This window comes from Bradyrhizobium paxllaeri (assembly GCF_001693515.2).
GTDB lineage: Bacteria > Pseudomonadota > Alphaproteobacteria > Rhizobiales > Xanthobacteraceae > Bradyrhizobium > Bradyrhizobium paxllaeri.
This window is the reverse complement of record NZ_CP042968.1, coordinates 2,384,581-2,400,350: the sequence shown is the minus strand read 5'-3', so window position 1 is coordinate 2,400,350 and position 15,770 is coordinate 2,384,581. Positions and strand designations below refer to the sequence as shown.

The following is a 15,770-nucleotide window of genomic DNA, read 5'->3' as shown; positions in this document are numbered from 1 at the left end:
AGGAGATGCGCAGGATCACCCTCGCTCACTGAAGCTTGATGAAGCGCGAGCAATCTGTCGCATCCGGTATTTGCCGGCTTGCGGTGAACCGCAATCAGGAATTGTCGGACCGGGATCGAAGGAGAAGGTCATGCAGCCATCGACAGACGATCTGCTGATACGCCAAATCAGTGCGCTGATATCCGCGACCGCCGATGCGGCGTCCACCAGCAGGGAACATGCCCCCTTCATCGAGGCACGGCTATACCAGACCCTCGCTGCACACTGCGCCGAGAAGCAAAGGATCGCAGCCATGCTTGCGAGAAGCGGGATCGGCAGGACGCGAACGGGGTTGATCTACTGGTAGATCGGAGCCCCGCGAATCTGCGGATCGTCGGCGAAGCCGTCACCGGGACGCTTTCTTGTTTCCCTCACGCCGCGTCCGAGGGAATGCGCGCGCCTCCAACCGGACCCGCCCGGGGGCGCGATCTTTTCAATTGGCCGCTGAATTGGCCTTTGAATTGTCCCCTGAATTGTCCCCTGAATTGTCCTGGCGGAATACCGAATTCGCGCTTGAACGCCCGGTTGAACGCCGCCTCCGAGTCATAGCCGACCTCCGACGCCACCTGTATCACCGGCTCCCGCGTGGTTTGCAGCATCCGGGCGGCGAGTTGCAGCCGCCAGCGGGCGAGATAGGTCAGCGGCGGCTCGCCGAGAAACCGGGAGAACCTCTCGGCCAGGACCGAGCGTGAGACCGCTGCAGCGGTGGCCAGTTCCTCCACGGTCCAGTGATGGCAGGGCTTTCGATGCAGCAGCGCCAGTGCACCGCCGACAACCGGATCCCGCGCCCCCGCGAGCCAGCCGGTCTGCTCGGCCGGTAGCGCCTCCATGTAGCGGCGAATGGTTTCGATGAAGAGCGCTTCCGCCATCTTGGAAAGCAGCACTGCTTGTCCCGGTCGTCGGGAATCAGCCTCGGAGACAAGATGGCGAACCGAGCTCTCCAGCCATTCGCCGGCCGGGTCGCCGCGCAGGTTGATCTTGATCATCTGCGGCAGGCCGGCCAGGAACAGCCGCTCGGCATGACGCTCGCAGCCGAAATAGCCGCAGACAAATTGGGTCAGTTCGCCGCCGCCTCCCAATCGCATGGTCGTCAGATCGCCCGCGAGATAGCTACCGAGCGAGGCCCCGCTGTCCATGAAGGCCGATGGCGAGCCGTTCGAAACGGTATGTGCATCGCCGTGCGGGATGATCAGGATATCCCCCGCCGTGATGGGGATGTCCGCCTCGCCCGGAAAGCACACGACCGCCTTGCCGTGGGTGACCAGGTGATAGCTGACCAGCCGCTCGGTTCCGGGAGCGAGCACGTGGCCAACGTCTCGCAGATGCGGCACCCGGAACCCCCAGGGCGCGGTGCACTCCGCATGGTAGAAGATGGCGCCGGTCATGCGCACGGACGCCAACGCCTCCGATAGAGCATCCATTTCCGTGCTCCGTCGACTGTGACCTGAACCCGCTGCAAAGAACCACGGAGTTTCGGCAAAGTTGCGGCTTCGGCCTCTCACTACACTCGAATGCATGGGCCGCGACCGGTCAGCCTGGCTGCCATGAACCGGCACGGAAGAACGTTGCAAGGAGGTTCCGATGGGCAAGGCATTCGACGTGATCGTCATGGGCGCGCGCTGCGCCGGCTCGCCGACCGCGATGCTCTTGGCGCGAAAGGGATACCGGGTGCTGGCGGTCGATCGCGCGTCATTCCCGAGCGACACCGTCTCAACCCATCTTGTGCATCCCCGCGCCGTGAACGCGCTGGCGCGATGGGGGCTGCTCGACCACTTGGTGGCGACCGGATGCCCGCCGATCCACACCTATGCCTTCGACTTCGGCGCCTTCACGATTGCCGGCGCCCCAGGGATGGACAAGGACGCCGTTGCCTACTGCCCGCGGCGGACAATCCTCGACAAGCTGCTGGTCGACGCCGTCGCCGAAGCCGGTGCGGAGGTCCGTCAGGGTTTTGTCGTCGAGGAGATCATGATCGAGGGAGATCGCGTCATCGGCATCAAGGGGCGATCGAAGCACGGCGGAACGGTTACGGAATATGCCGATATTGTCGTGGGAGCCGATGGGCGGCACTCGATGCTGAGCGAGGCGGTGCATCCCGAGCACTACCGCGAGAAGCCGCCGCTATGCGCGGGTTACTACAGCTATTGGAGAGGCCTGCCCACCGACGGCCGCTTTGAGGTTTATATCCGCGACAGGCGCGCTTTTGCGGCCATGCCGACCCACGACGACCTGACGCTCGTCATCGCCGGATGGCCTTATGCAGAGTTTGCGGAAAACAAACGGGATATCGAGAGCCATTATCTGAAAGCAATCGAGCAGGCGCCGGACTTTGCCGCGCGGTTGCGGCGTGCAACGCGCGAAGCGCCGTTCGCCGGCGCCGCGGTGCCGAACTATTTCCGCAAGCCTTACGGGCCCGGCTGGGCGCTCGCAGGCGACGCCGGCTATAACAGGGACTTCATCACGGCACAGGGAATTCTCGACGCCTTCCGCGACGCCGAACTCTGCGCTGGCGCAATCGACCAATCATTGTCGGGCGCGCGGCCGTTCGAGGAAGCCATGGCTGAGTACCAGCGCATCCGCGACGTCGACGTCGGGACGATGTTTGATTTCACCTGCGACCTCGCCACGCTCGAGCCGCCGCCACCCGAGCTGCAACGGATCCTCGGCGCGGTTCACGGCAACCAGGCGGCCATGGACGATTTTGCACGCCTGAACGCCGGGACGATATCGCCGACGGAATTTTTTGCGCCTGAGAACGTCGAAGCGATCTTTGCTAGCGCGGCTTCGAGAGCTCAAAAGGTGAGTGCTCAGACGGGTGGTTTGTAGTGCGGCCCGCCTATCACCGGCTCCGCCATATGCAGGAATTCGTCGAACGCGACGGCGCCTTCCGCAACGGTGTGACAGGCGCGACTGTCGATAAAGAGTTGCTCGTCATGGTCAAAGATATCGACGATGAAAAGCGGCTGCCTCGCGGCAGCAGTCGGCGGGGCTGCGTGCATACGAATTTCATAGTCCCCGATCCACGCCAGAGAAATCGCCGTCGCGTCACCCTCAGGGCGGGACAGCAGGCTGACATATGCTCGGGAAATTCTCAGCGTTGTTAGATTGTATTCCAACGCACGGCCCACAAACAAAACCTCGCGCTTTGATGGTCGACCGCATGATTGCCAACTCCGCCATTACGGGACGCTGGCGGAGAAATTAACATTTCGAAAGACGGCGCACAGCTTCGGGTGCAAATGGCGCACGACCGCGCGGATTATGGTTCCAAGACGGTTGCGGTTGACCGTCACGTCTGCTTATGTGAAGGGTTTCGGATGCCGGCCGCTTGAGGGACGGCGCCGCGTGCTCGGCGGCCGGCGTCCGAAAGCCTCCAAGGGAGGAAACCGCGCTTAAGGGAACGTACGGCGGTGCGGCAGGCGCTATGGGAATTTGAGTGCCGCGGGCGCGCTGGCTGATTGGGATCGAGCCGAAGCAACGCGTTGTGCGACGGTGAAGCGGCTGACGAACGAGCGGCGGATGACGCTGAACTGCATAAGCTGTCCGACGATTTGCGACGGTGGGCAGAGAGCTGGGCGCGCTCTGCCGTGGCTGGCGGAGGGGCAGCGGGCGCGACGCGCAGATTTGCGGGATTGTAACGCGGTCATGAGGTGTCGATCCTGATGACGGTCGCTGGAGCTGTCGGCCGATGCCGTGGCGTTGCGCCGCGTTCGAAGACCTCAATGATGATCATACGACCGCCGCAGCATGGACAGCTCGGCTTTTTGGGATCGACGGCGGCAGCGGTAGGCTGGTCGTCAGGTTTTGCAACGGCGAGCAGTTCACGGGCGCGGGCGATGTTGTCGGCACAAGCGCCTTTGGCGAACAGGCCGTAGTGGCGGATGCGGTGCAAGCCTTTGGGCAGGACGTGGATGAGGAAGCGACGGATGAACTCGTCGGTGGTGAGCGTCATGTGCTTGTATCGATCGCGGCCCTCGCTGCGGTAGTCCTTCCACTTGAAGGTGACGCCGCGATCGTCGAAGGCAATCAAGCGGCTGTTGGCGATGGCAACGCGGTGGGTGTAGCGCGACAGATAGGCCAGCACCGCCTCGGGTCCGCCGAACGGGCGCTTGGCGTAGACGATCCACTCGGCCTTGCGCAGCGGGGCGAGATAGGCCGCGAAGGATCGCGCATCGGCCAGATGGATGTTCTCGCCGAAGAAGCTGAGGCGGCCGGTCTGGTGGGCGGCGATGAGCTTCTCCAGGAACAATCGGCGGAACAGGCGGGAGAGCACGCGCACCGGGAGGAAGAAGCCCGGCCGGCAGGACACCCAGCGCTGGCCGTCGGGCGAGATGCCGCCACCCGGGACGATCATGTGCACATGCGGGTGATGGGTGAGCGCCGAGCCCCAGGTATGCAGCACGGAGGTGATGCCGATCTTGGCGCCCAGATGCTTCGGATCAGCGGCGATCGTCAGCATGGTCTCGGCCGAGACCTTGAACAGCAGGTCGTAGATCACGGCCTTGTTCTGGTAGGCGATGTCGGCGATGGCCGCCGGCAGCGTGAACACCACGTGATAGTACGGCACCGGCAACAGCTCGGTCTCGCGGTCGGCAAGCCAGTCTTTCGCGGCGGCGCCTTGGCACTTCGGGCAATGCCGGTTGCGGCAGGAGTTGTAGGCGATCGTCGTATAGGCGCAGTCCGCGCAGCGCGCGACATGGCCGCCCAGCGCCGCCGTGCGACAGCGCTCGATCGCCGACATCACCTTCAACTGATCGAGGCTGACATGGCCGGCATGGGCTTGACGCCATGCCGGGCCATGGTTGCGGAAGATATCCGCAACCTCCAAGGCCGGGCGCGACACGAGCGGCCTGCGCGTCAGCTGGGCGGTCGGCTCTCCTTGAGCTTGAGCGCGATATGCTCCAGCGGGCTCATGACCTCGCTGATCGTCTTGGTGGCGACGCGGGTATAGAGCGCCGTGGTGTCGAGCTTGGCGTGACCGAGCAGCACCTGGATGACGCGGACATCGATGTTCTGCTCGAGCAGGTGGGTGGCGAAGCTGTGCCGCAAGGTGTGCAGCGAGACGCGCTTGCTGATCTCCGCCATCTGCGCGGCGGCATGACAGGCACGATTGAGCTGGCGCGTGGTCATCGGCTGCGCCGGATCGCGGCCCGGGAACAGCCAGCCCTGTGGGCGCGCCGCCTTCCACCAGGTCCGCAGCAGGTCGAGCAAGCTCGGCGACAGCATGACATTACGGTCCTTGCCGCCTTTGCCCTGCTCGACGCGGATGATCATGCGCTTGCTGTCGATGTCGGAGACCTTGAGCGAGACCACCTCGGTGGCGCGCAGACCGGCGCCGTAGGCCACGCTCAGTGCCGCCTTGCATTTGAGCCCCGGTGCAGCATCGAGTAGCCGCGCCACCTCCTCGACGCTAAGCACCACAGGGAGCTTGCGCGGCTCGTGAATGATATGGGTATGTTCGACGATCTCGTGCCGCTTCAGCGTGACCCGGAACAAGAACCGCAAGGTCGAGACGGTCTGGTTGATCGTCGGCACGCCAACACCGCTCGCCGTCAGGTGAAGTTGGTAGCGGCGGACATCCTCGAAGCTCGCCGTATCGGGTGATCGCCCGAGAAACGCAGCGAAGTTCTTGATTCTTTGCACGTAGTCATGTTGGGTCTTCGGCGCGAACTTGCGGATCGTCATGTCTTCGATCATGCGCCGGCGCAACGGGCTCACTGCCTCGTCGGTCATGGGGATGCTCCTGTCTTGAGTGAGGTTGTCGAACCCCTCGATCTCAAGGCAGGACGCCCCGTTGCGCTATCCTCTTGGCTCCGTCGCCAGCCGCGGCGCCCTACCGCGCGAGCGGTTTAGTCCTGTGGCCTTTTTCGGACCTCATGCGATGTTCGACTCGAGTCCGGAGTGCGCACCAAAGCGCATGCCACCGACTACTCATGGGTTCACTCGCTGGACCAGTTCAATGAAAATCCCGCGACGGCGGCAGGATGCGGACGTCGCGCGGGTGGCGGATTTTTTGCGCTGGGGTATCAGCGTGGTCGCGGCGGTCGTCGTTGAGCGGTTCGACCAGCGCAGGGCCCGCGGGCACTGGATGCTTTCGGTTTAGCGCATCATTGGCGAGGCCGATCAGATCGTGGGAACGGTCGAACATCCGCTGCGCCACCAGATGCGTCACCTCCTCCGGGCTGCTCTGGATGTAGCCCTCGACCAGGATCAGGCGCGCGCCCATCACCTCCTTGCGGTACTGCTCCATCACCTTGGGCCACACCACGATATTGGCGATGCCGGTCTCGTCCTCCAGCGTCATGAAGACGACGCCCTTGGCGCTGCCCGGGCGCTGGCGCACCAGCACCACGCCGGCGCAACTGACGCGGCGCCTGTCGTTCCTGTGGTTGACGTCCTTGCAGGGAACGACGCGCTCTCTGGTGAACATCTCGCGCAGGAATTCCATCGGGTGGCCCTTCAGCGACAACCGCACCGTCTGGTAATCGGCGACCACCTGCTCCGGCAGCGGCATCAGCGGCAATGGCCTGGCGTTCTCGTCGGGCTGCTCGCGGGCAATCGCGGCCTGGAACAACGGCAGCGGCACGTCATCTGGCAGCCGCCGCACCGCCCACAGTGCCGCGCGGCGGTCGAGCCCGAGGGAGCGGAAGGCATCGGCGTCGGCAAGCAGGATCAGCGCGCGTTTTGGTAAGCCCGTGTCACGGGCGAATTCTTCCAGCGAGGTGAAGGGGCGGCGCTTGCGGGCGGCGACGATGCGGTCGGCCCAGTCCTGCTCTTTCTTGACATTGTCATTCCGGGGCCCGCGAAGCGTGAACCCGGAATCTCGAGGTTCCGGGTCTGGTGCTAACGCACCATCCCGGAACGACGACTGCATTTGCTTCAGCCGCTCCTCATCCTCATCGAGCCAGTGGAAGCCGTCGATCTGGCGGAAGCCGAGACGAACGGCACAATATTTCCCACTGCCCTCCTCCAGCGTGTTCTGGGCAAAGCTGTAGGACACGTCGATCTCGCGGACCTCGACGCCGTTCTTGCGGGCGTCGCCGACGATCTGGGCGGGGGCGTAAAAGCCCATCGGCTGCGAGTTGAGCAGGCCGCAGCAGAAGGCGTCGGGGTGATAATGCTTCAGCCATGACGAGACATAGACGAGCTGGGCGAAGCTTGCGGCGTGGCTTTCCGGAAAGCCGTAGGAACCAAAACCCTTGATCTGGTCAAAGCAGCTTTTGGCGAATTCGGGATCGTAGCCGCGCGCGATCATGTTGCCGATCATCTTGTCTTCGAACTTGCCGATGGTGCCGACATTGCGGAAGGTCGCCATCGCGCGGCGCAGGCCGTTAGCTTCCTCGGAGGTGAATTTGGCAGCCTCGATCGCGATCCGCATCGCCTGCTCCTGGAACAGGGGCACGCCGAGCGTCTTGTGCAGCACGCGATACAACTCATCCGCCTTGCCGTGGTGGGACGATGGCGACGGATAGCTCACTTTTTCCTTGCCGTTCCGCCGCCGCAAGTAAGGATGCACCATGTCGCCCTGGATCGGACCGGGGCGAACGATCGCGACCTCGATGACGAGATCATAGAAGGTGCGCGGCTTCAGCCGCGGCAGCATGTTCATCTGCGCGCGGCTTTCGACCTGGAATACGCCGAGCGACTCGCCCCGCTGCAGCATCTGGTAAACTTCGTCGTCGTCCTCCGATTTGATATCGGCCAATTCATACCGCTCGCCCTTGTGGTCGGCGATCAGATCAAAGCACTTGCGGATGCAGGTCAGCATACCCAGCGCCAGCACGTCGACCTTCATCATGCTCAGCGCGTCGACGTCGTCCTTGTCCCATTCGATGAAGGTGCGGTCGTCCATCGCCGCGTTGCCGATCGGCACATAGGTGTCGAGCCTGTCCTGCGTCAGCACATAACCGCCGACATGCTGCGACAGATGGCGGGGAAATTCGATCAGCTCGGTGGCGAGTTCGACGGCGAGTTCGACCATCGCGTTCGCAGGGTCCAGACCAGCCTGGCGGACCTGCATTTCGTTGAGGCCCTTGCCCCAGCTTCCCCACACGGTGTCGGCCAGCGCCGCGGTGACGTCCTCGGTCAGCCCCAGCGCCTTGCCGACGTCGCGGATGGCGCTGCGCGGACGATAATGGATGACGGTCGCGATGATCGCGGCGCGGTGGCGGCCGTAGCGGCGATAGACATATTGCATCACCTCCTCGCGCCGCGAATGTTCGAAATCGACGTCGATATCGGGCGGCTCCAGCCGCTCCTTGGAGATGAAACGCTCGAACAGCAGGTCGACCTTGGTCGGATCGACTGAGGTGACGCCGAGCACGTAGCAGACGGCGGAGTTCGCCGCCGAGCCCCGGCCCTGGCACAGGATATTCTGGCTGCGCGCGTATTGCACGATGTCGTGCACGGTGAGGAAATAATGCGCGTATTTCAATTCGGCGATCAGATCGAGTTCTTTCCGCAAGGTGGCGCGCAGCGTATCGTCGATCACCCCGCCGAAATACTTGTCGACGCCGGCCCAGGTCAGGTCTTCCAGATGCTGCTGCGCGGTCTTGCCCGGCGGCACCGGCTCGTCCGGATACTGGTATTTGAGCTGGTCGAGCGAGAAGCTGATACGGGATGCGAAGTGCATGGTCTCCGTGATCGCCTCCGGCAGATCGCGAAACAGCCGCGCCATTTCATGCGCCGGCTTGAGGTAACGCTCGGCATTGGCCTCGAGCCGCCTGCCGATGGCGTCGATGGTGGTTTTCTCGCGAATACACGTCAGCACATCCTGCAGCCGCCGGCGGGCGGGATGGTGGTAGAGCACCTCGTTGGTCGCCAGCAGCGGCACTTTGGCGGCGCGCGCAATGCGATGCAGCCCCGCCAGCCGGCGCTTGTCGTCGCCGCGGTAGAGCAGGCTCGCGGCAAGCCAGACGCCGTCGGCGCGGCTCGCTTTCAGGCGCTGCAAAATTTCTTGCGTCGTCGTTGCATCGAAGCGATGCGCCAGCGCCAGCACCAGAAGCTGGCCTTCAGCGAAGTCAAGGAGGTCGTCGAGTCTCAGATGGCATTCGCCCTTCTCGATCCGCGTGATGTCGTCGCCCCGCTTGCCGCGGGTGAGCAACTGGCAGAGCCGGCCGTAAGCGGCGCGATCGCGCGGGTAGACCAGAATATCCGGCGTACCGTCGACGAAGACGATCCGCGCGCCGATCAGCAATTTGGGTTTGTTCAGAACCTCGGGATTGTCGAGCTCCTTATGCGCGCGGACCACGCCGGCCAGCGTATTGTGGTCGGCGATGCCGATGGCGGGGATACCGAGCTCGCTCGCCTGATGCACATAGGCGCGCGGGTCCGAGCCGCCGCGCAGGAAGGAGAAATTGGTGGTGATGCCGATCTCGGCATAACTGGCGAGAGGGTGTTTCATGCGAACAACCCGTGCACGAACCATCTGACTGAACCGGGCTCGACTTCCGCATCCGCCGCTTCGCTTTCATAGAGCCCGTCGCGAAAGATCCAGAAACGCAGGCCCGCCTCATCCTCGATGCGGAAATAATCCCGCGTCGGGCCGTCGCCGTTCTGCTTCCACCATTCCATCGCGATGCGTTCGGGCCCCTCCACCCGCACCACCGCATGCGTCACGCGCCGCCAGGTGAATTGATGCGGCGGGCCGTCAGGCACGGTCGCAAACGGCACGTTGATGGGCTCCGGCCTGTCGAACAGGCGCAAGGGGCGCAGCGGCGGCTCGCTTTCGATCCGCTCCGGCCAGGCGGCCTGGGCGGCGGCCGCCAGATGATGCTGCGCTGCTACAGCCAGCACCGCGCGCTCGGGGATGTGGGTATCCTCGGGCAGATGCACGACGACGCGTTTTCCTCCGATGCGCGCGGCGATGCGATCGATCAGCGCGGACAGTTCGTCATTGTCATGGACGGTGGCGTCGAGGTCGCGCTGCTGCTGTACCACGATTTCGGTGCGGCTGGCGGAAAGGCGGATGAGATCGAAGCCGAAGCCGGGATCAAGGGGATCGTTGAGCGCATCGAGCCGCTCGCGAAACAGACGGTCGATCACCTCCGGCTTCGTCACGGGACGTCCGGTATCGACGGAGATCGTGCGCACCGCGCCGTCAGTGCGGAAAAAGCTCGCGTCCAGCCGCCGCGCGCCCTTGCCCTGCCTGTCCATCGCCGTGACCAGCATGGCGGCGAGTGCAGACAAATTCATCGCGATCACGGTGTCGGTGGTAACAGGATCGGGAAAGCGCTTTTCGACGATGTAATCCGGCAGCGGTTTTCGCGAACTGATCGGCGCATCGCCCTGCCCCAGCGCATGCGCCAGCAGCGTCGTGAAGGACGCGCCGAACCGCGCGGTGATTTCGTGGGGCGCGCGCAAGGCGACATCGCCGATGGTCTTCAGGCCGGCGCGGCGCAGGCCGGCGGTGATGGCGTCACCCGCGCCGAGTGCGGATATCGGCAGCGGAGCGACGGCCTCGGCCTCTTCGCCATCGGCCACGATCTTTCCCGACGCGTGGCGCGTCAGCGTGCGGGCGCAGATCGAGGTGGAGGCGATCGCGGCGCTGACGGCAAAACCGCGGCGGCTCAGCGCGCCGATCACGATCTGCAGCAGCGCGCGCTCGCCGCCGAACAGATGGGCGCAGCCGGTGATGTCGAGGAACAGTCCGTAGGGCGGATCGAGTGCCACCAGCGGGGTGAAGCGGTCGCACCAGTCGGCGATGTCGTTCAGCGTTTTGGTGTCGGCGATCTCGTCGGCGTCGAACACCGTCATTTCGGGACAGATGGCGCGGGCATTGGCGAGCGGCAGACCGATCGAGAGGCCGGCGCGGACGGCGGCCTCGTCGAGCGAATGGATCAGGATGGCGTTGTGCTGCTTGGCGACGACGACGGAGGGGAAGGTTGCGATCTGCGTGGGGGAAGCTCTCTCCACACGAACAGTGTCACTCGCGGAAGCACCCCTACCCTCCCCCGCAAGCGGGAGAGGGGGCGCACCGACCGCGTCGTTAGAGTTTTGTTCACGCGCTGCGCTTGAAGACGCTTTGCATCGCCGCTGGATGCGGTCGATGGGCAGGCGGGGCAGCCAGAGGCTGAGGATACGCCGACGGTTCTCTGAAAAGGCACTCATCACAATTCCATTCCATGATCCAGCGGCCGACCGGGCCATGACGGTTACGAACCAGTTGCGCGTCGAACACCGGCGCGCCCCAGGCGCTCCACGGTGATCCCGGCGGCGAGTGCGCCGCGCGCACGATCCATCTGGTCTCCGCCGTCGAGGGGCGCGGCTCGGCCGCCATCCGCAGCAGCAATGCAGTGACGCCGGAGGCTGCCGCGGCCAAAGTGAGTTTTCGGCTGGCGACGAGATCGAGCTGGCGCGCCTGCCCCCACACTTCCAGCACCACGGCGCCGAGCGCATCGCAGGCCAGCGCGTCGGCGGCAGTCCGTAGCGCGGCGTCGGTATCGGGCGCGCGCACGGTCACGAGCAGCCGCGGGTCGAGACCCAATTCGCAGAGCCCGCTCATCGACAGCGCACCCGATTCAATTTCCGAAAAATCCTGCCGCACCCAGACCAGCGGCCGGCGTGGCGACACCCGTCCCGCCAGCCCCGCGATGAAGCCCGTTGCCGTCGCGCTCTGGTGGCCCTCGGCGAACACTTCATGCACCGCTGATACCGCCAGCCCGCCGCACAACGTCGCGTCCGCAGCCTTGTGGCCAAGCGTAATCCTGGCGTGGTCATGCGCATCGCCATGCGCCTCCAGGCGCTCGATGCTTCCGCGCAAACTTGCAAGCGTGCTGGTGCGTGCGGTGCTCATGCGCCGCTCCTTCGGAAATTGGGCCTTACCGCTTCTTCCCGTGTGAACCCGCGGCTGGCTCATTTGTTCATGATATGTTCTAATATAAAGCTAACAGGCCCGGCAGAGTCAATCGGGATCGACACCCGGGCGATTCATCAGCGGAATCAAAGGGATTCGACGATGGACCTGCAACGTAAGCTGGAAATCCTGGCGGATGCCGCGAAATACGATGCTTCCTGCGCTTCCTCGGGTACCGAGAAGCGGGATTCCAGCGACGGCAAGGGCCTCGGCTCGACCGCGCCGGGCATGGGCATCTGCCATTCCTACGCGCCGGACGGGCGCTGCATCTCGCTGTTGAAGGTGCTGCTCACCAACGCCTGCAATTACGATTGCCTCTATTGCGTGAACCGCACCTCCTCGAACGTACCGCGTGCCCGCTTCACGGTCGACGAGGTGGTGAAGCTGACGATCGACTTCTACCGGCGCAATTACATCGAGGGCCTGTTTCTCTCCTCCGGCATCATCCGCAGCGCGGATTACACCATGGAGCAGGTGGTGAGCGTCGCGCGCAAGCTGCGCGAGGAGCATCATTTTCGCGGCTACATCCATCTCAAGACCATTCCCGAAGCGGACGACGCGCTGATCGCGGAGGCCGGCAAATATGCCGACCGTCTGTCCATCAACATCGAGATGCCGCTGGAAAACAGTCTTGCGAAATTCGCGCCGGAAAAGAACGTGCGCGCGATCCGCCGCACCATGGGCCGGCTGCGGCTGAGGCTCAACGAGGCCAGGGAGAACGGCAACGCCGCGAAGAAGGCAAAGCCGCCGCGCTTTGCGCCCGCCGGCCAGAGCACGCAGATGATCATCGGCGCCGATGCCGCCGATGACAAAACCATTCTCGACACCAGCGCCAATCTCTATAGCTCCTACCGCCTCAAGCGCGTCTACTACTCGGCCTTCAGCCCGATCCCGGATGCGAGCCGCGCGCTGCCGCTTGTCGCGCCGCCGCTGGTCCGCGAACACCGGCTCTACCAGGCCGACTGGCTGATGCGGTTTTACGGCTTTGACGCCGGTGAGATCGTCGACGAGGCCAAGGGCATGCTGCCGCTCGACATCGATCCGAAACTCGCTTGGGCGCTGCGCCATCGCGACCGCTTCCCGCTCGATGTCGTCACCGCCAGCCGCGAGGACCTGTTGCGGGTGCCGGGCTTCGGCACCAGGGCGGTCGACCGCATCATCGCCACGCGCCGCCTGACCTCGATCCGTCTGGCCGATCTGGCGCGGCTGCACATCCCGCGGAAGAAGGCGCTACCGTTCATCGTGCTAAGTGACTACCGCCCCTCACCGCATCTGCTCGACGGCGCGGGGCTGAAGGAGAGGTTCAAGCCGAAGGCGACGCAATTGGGATTTGGGTTTTAACCACCGGCGTCATTGCGAGGAGCGAAGCGACGAAGCAATCCATCTTTCCCCGTGCGAGGCATGGATTGCTTCGCTTCGCTCGCAATGACGAAAGGAGAGAGAAATGCACCACATCATCCTCGATAGCGAAACCGATTTCGACGGCTGGCGCAAGGCAGCGCGTGCACTGGCGCTGAATGATGTGAAACCGTCCGATGTAAACTGGCGCATCACCGGCGATGCGCCCGAACTGTTCGAACCGACGACACCGCCGCTCGAGCCGCCTCAGGGCACGTTCAACGTACCGGCAAAATTCGTCGAACTGGCTGAAATCGCGATCCTGCATCGCAACCCCGAGCGGTTCGCCCTGCTCTATCGCCTGCTGTGGCGGCTGCGCGGCAATCACGACCTGCTCGAGATCGCGACCGATCCCGACGTGGCCGAAATCACCGCGATGGCAAAAGCCGTGCGCCGCGACGAGCACAAGATGCATGCCTTTGTCCGCTTCCGCGAAATCGGCCGCGAGCAGAAATCGCATTTCGTCGCCTGGTTCGAGTCGGAGCACCATATCGTCGAACTGGCCGCGCCGTTCTTTGCACGCCGCTTTGCCGACATGCCCTGGTCGATCCTGACCCCCGACGTCTGCGCGCATTGGGACGGCCACGCCGTCTCGATTACGCCGGGCGTTGCCAAAAGCGAGGCCCCGGCCGCTGACAGGCTGGAGGAAACCTGGCGCAGCTACTACGCCAGCATCTTCAATCCCGCCCGGCTGAAGGTGCAGGCGATGAGTAAGGAGATGCCCCGGAAGTACTGGAGGAACCTGCCGGAGGCCTCGTTGATTAAACCCCTGATCGAAGATGCCGGGCGCACCGCCAGCGCCATGATCGCGAAAGCGGCAAGCGAACCGCACAAGCCGCAGAAACGGCTGGAACCATCCAAGGCAAACGACAAGACAAGCGACAAGGCAGACGACATGCCCCGCAAACATGCCGACGATATCGAGACGCTGCGCGAGGAAGCCGCCGATTGCCGCGCCTGTCCTCTCTACCAGAATGCCACCCAGACGGTGTTCGGCGAAGGGGCGCAAACGGCGCGGATCATGCTGGTCGGCGAACAGCCCGGCGACAAGGAAGACCTCGCCGGCAAGCCGTTCGTCGGGCCCGCCGGCCAGATGCTCGACCGCGCGCTGGACGAGGCCGGCATCGATCGCCGCAAGGTCTACGTCACCAATGCGGTGAAGCACTTCAAATTCGTGCCGCGCGGAAAAATCCGTCTGCACCAGAAGCCGAACACGCCGGAAATCAGGGCATGCCGGCAATGGTACGAACGCGAGCTGGCCGCAATCAAACCCGAACTGGTTGTCGCGATGGGCGCCACCGCGGCGCAAAGCGTGTTCGGCAAGATCACGCCGATCAACAAGAACCGCGGCCGCCCGATCGATCTCGACGACGGCACCAAAGTCTTGGTGACGGTGCACCCGTCCTATCTGCTGCGGTTGCCGGACGCCGAAGCCAGGGCGAGCGAATACCGGCGCTTCGTTCAGGACCTCAAAATTGCCGCCGGCGTGCTGCGAAAATCAGCACATGCGGCCTGAATTCTGCCAAGCCGGCAGCCGCAATATCTGGTGAAAAATAACGGGAAAAATTGACAATCCTATCTGCAACCATTAATTGATGGACGACACAATCGCATTCTCAAGGGAATGTGGGACGTTCTGGTTCACGCCATAATGCTCCTACATGGTCGACGCGCTGCGCGGTCCTCCTCCAGCCCCGGCGCCGTGCAGCGCTCGACCCTCTTTTTCCAGCGGCGGCGCCGCCGCATGGACCACCCTCGCGGCTCCATCGGCCGGAGCCGAACAAACTCCGCTCCTCGCAGCGCGCGAGGCATTTAGCCCCTCGCCGCGGCCTCCAGTTCTGCAATGTCGAACTTGACCATCTTCAGCATGGCCTCCGCCACGCGCCTGGCTTTCGCCGGGTCGGGGTCGTTCATCAACTCGCCGAGCCGCCGGGGTGCAATCTGCCAGGACAGGCCCCAGCGGTCCTGCAGCCAGCCGCATTGCTCGATCCTGCCGCCCTCTTTCAAGGCGTCCCACAAGCGGTCGATCTCGGCCTGTGTGTCGCATTCGACCATGATGGAGAAGCTGTGGTTGAACGGATCGAGCGGACCCGCCTCGATCGCCATGTAGCGCTGGTCGCCGAGGGTAAAGGCGGCAATCTTGACGCTGCCGGCGGGACCGCTCGGGCTCTCGGCCGGCAGGGCCGAAACCCACTGCACCGACGAACCGCGGATGTGCGAGGTGTAGAAGCCGATCGCGGCCTCCATATCCTTTGCGAACCAGAGATGCTGTGTGACCTTCATCGGGGCTCCTTCCGTCAAATGGCCGGCCGGCGTGGCTTTCGTTCGAAGGACGGATGAAGGGAACGTTAGCCGACACGGTCGACGAGATTTTTCTCGTCCGGACAGACTGATCCGGTGAATCGATAATGCAATTCGGGAGCGCTTTGTTGGATCCGTGTTCCGGACGCGTTGCAGCCCGGGCGACGCGAAGCATCAC

At 63.9% G+C, this 15,770-nt stretch carries 12 protein-coding genes; 4 read left to right on the top strand and 8 right to left on the bottom strand.

Going from position 1 to position 15,770, the window contains the following annotated elements:
• The first annotated feature begins 130 nt into the window (after positions 1-130).
• A complete protein-coding gene (locus LMTR21_RS11230) occupies positions 131-346 on the top strand; it encodes a hypothetical protein (protein ID WP_065756799.1) in 216 nt (71 codons plus the stop codon).
• A 64-nt stretch (positions 347-410) separates the two neighbouring features.
• On the opposite strand, the gene LMTR21_RS11225 is transcribed toward LMTR21_RS11230, so the two are convergent.
• The gene (locus LMTR21_RS11225) at positions 411-1,460 is read right to left on the bottom strand and encodes an AraC family transcriptional regulator (protein ID WP_084031041.1); all 1,050 of its coding nucleotides are present in this window, start codon (positions 1,458-1,460) and stop codon (positions 411-413) included.
• Positions 1,461-1,620: 160 nt separating this feature from the next.
• On the opposite strand from LMTR21_RS11225, the gene LMTR21_RS11220 reads away from it, so the two are divergent.
• The gene (locus LMTR21_RS11220; protein WP_065756797.1) at positions 1,621-2,865 is read left to right on the top strand and encodes an NAD(P)/FAD-dependent oxidoreductase; all 1,245 of its coding nucleotides are present in this window, start codon (positions 1,621-1,623) and stop codon (positions 2,863-2,865) included.
• Here LMTR21_RS11220 and LMTR21_RS11215 read toward each other — a convergent pair.
• From LMTR21_RS11215 to LMTR21_RS11190, 6 genes are all read right to left on the bottom strand, one after another.
• Positions 2,847-3,155, bottom strand: coding sequence for a hypothetical protein (locus LMTR21_RS11215; RefSeq protein WP_210250570.1), 309 nt, complete (start codon positions 3,153-3,155; stop codon positions 2,847-2,849). The genes LMTR21_RS11220 and LMTR21_RS11215 overlap by 19 nt on opposite strands.
• Before the next feature lie 527 nt (positions 3,156-3,682).
• Positions 3,683-4,882, bottom strand: a complete 1,200-nt coding sequence (locus LMTR21_RS11210) for an IS91 family transposase (protein ID WP_065756975.1) — start codon at positions 4,880-4,882, stop codon at positions 3,683-3,685.
• Positions 4,883-4,896: 14 nt separating this feature from the next.
• Positions 4,897-5,772, bottom strand: coding sequence for a tyrosine-type recombinase/integrase (locus tag LMTR21_RS11205; protein ID WP_187399165.1), 876 nt, complete (start codon positions 5,770-5,772; stop codon positions 4,897-4,899).
• 223 nt (positions 5,773-5,995) lie between these two features.
• Positions 5,996-9,442, bottom strand: a complete 3,447-nt coding sequence (locus tag LMTR21_RS11200; RefSeq protein ID WP_148635956.1) for an error-prone DNA polymerase — start codon at positions 9,440-9,442, stop codon at positions 5,996-5,998.
• Positions 9,439-11,148, bottom strand: coding sequence for a Y-family DNA polymerase (locus LMTR21_RS11195; protein ID WP_430642538.1), 1,710 nt, complete (start codon positions 11,146-11,148; stop codon positions 9,439-9,441). Before LMTR21_RS11195 ends, LMTR21_RS11200 begins: the two co-directional genes overlap by 4 nt.
• Entirely contained in the window at positions 11,039-11,833 is a 795-nt protein-coding gene (locus LMTR21_RS11190; RefSeq protein WP_148635955.1) for an ImuA family protein, read from the bottom strand. Before LMTR21_RS11190 ends, LMTR21_RS11195 begins: the two co-directional genes overlap by 110 nt.
• Positions 11,834-11,995: 162 nt before the next feature.
• Between LMTR21_RS11190 and LMTR21_RS11185 the strand changes: the two genes are divergently transcribed.
• Both LMTR21_RS11185 and LMTR21_RS11180 read left to right on the top strand, forming a co-directional pair.
• Positions 11,996-13,234, top strand: a complete 1,239-nt coding sequence (locus LMTR21_RS11185) for a putative DNA modification/repair radical SAM protein (RefSeq protein ID WP_065753694.1) — start codon at positions 11,996-11,998, stop codon at positions 13,232-13,234.
• Positions 13,235-13,337: 103 nt separating this feature from the next.
• Positions 13,338-14,807 (top strand): UdgX family uracil-DNA binding protein, encoded by a 1,470-nt coding sequence (locus LMTR21_RS11180; protein WP_065753695.1) that lies wholly within the window; start codon positions 13,338-13,340, stop codon positions 14,805-14,807.
• 296 nt (positions 14,808-15,103) lie between these two features.
• Here the strand turns inward: LMTR21_RS11180 and LMTR21_RS11175 are convergent, their stop codons facing one another.
• Positions 15,104-15,574, bottom strand: coding sequence for a VOC family protein (locus tag LMTR21_RS11175; RefSeq protein WP_065753696.1), 471 nt, complete (start codon positions 15,572-15,574; stop codon positions 15,104-15,106).
• Positions 15,575-15,770 lie beyond the last annotated feature (196 nt).

Bases quoted from the DNA above. Each gene is read 5' to 3' on its own strand.
- LMTR21_RS11230 (WP_065756799.1), top strand. From the start codon at position 131: ATGCAGCCATCGACAGACGATCTGCTGATACGCCAAATCAGTGCGCTG.
- LMTR21_RS11225 (WP_084031041.1), bottom strand. From the start codon at position 1,460: ATGGATGCTCTATCGGAGGCGTTGGCGTCCGTGCGCATGACCGGCGCC.
- LMTR21_RS11220 (WP_065756797.1), top strand. From the start codon at position 1,621: ATGGGCAAGGCATTCGACGTGATCGTCATGGGCGCGCGCTGCGCCGGC.
- LMTR21_RS11205 (WP_187399165.1), bottom strand. From the start codon at position 5,772: ATGACCGACGAGGCAGTGAGCCCGTTGCGCCGGCGCATGATCGAAGAC.
- LMTR21_RS11200 (WP_148635956.1), bottom strand. From the start codon at position 9,442: ATGAAACACCCTCTCGCCAGTTATGCCGAGATCGGCATCACCACCAAT.
- LMTR21_RS11195 (WP_430642538.1), bottom strand. From the start codon at position 11,148: ATGAGTGCCTTTTCAGAGAACCGTCGGCGTATCCTCAGCCTCTGGCTG.
- LMTR21_RS11190 (WP_148635955.1), bottom strand. From the start codon at position 11,833: ATGAGCACCGCACGCACCAGCACGCTTGCAAGTTTGCGCGGAAGCATC.
- LMTR21_RS11185 (WP_065753694.1), top strand. From the start codon at position 11,996: ATGGACCTGCAACGTAAGCTGGAAATCCTGGCGGATGCCGCGAAATAC.
- LMTR21_RS11180 (WP_065753695.1), top strand. From the start codon at position 13,338: ATGCACCACATCATCCTCGATAGCGAAACCGATTTCGACGGCTGGCGC.
- LMTR21_RS11175 (WP_065753696.1), bottom strand. From the start codon at position 15,574: ATGAAGGTCACACAGCATCTCTGGTTCGCAAAGGATATGGAGGCCGCG.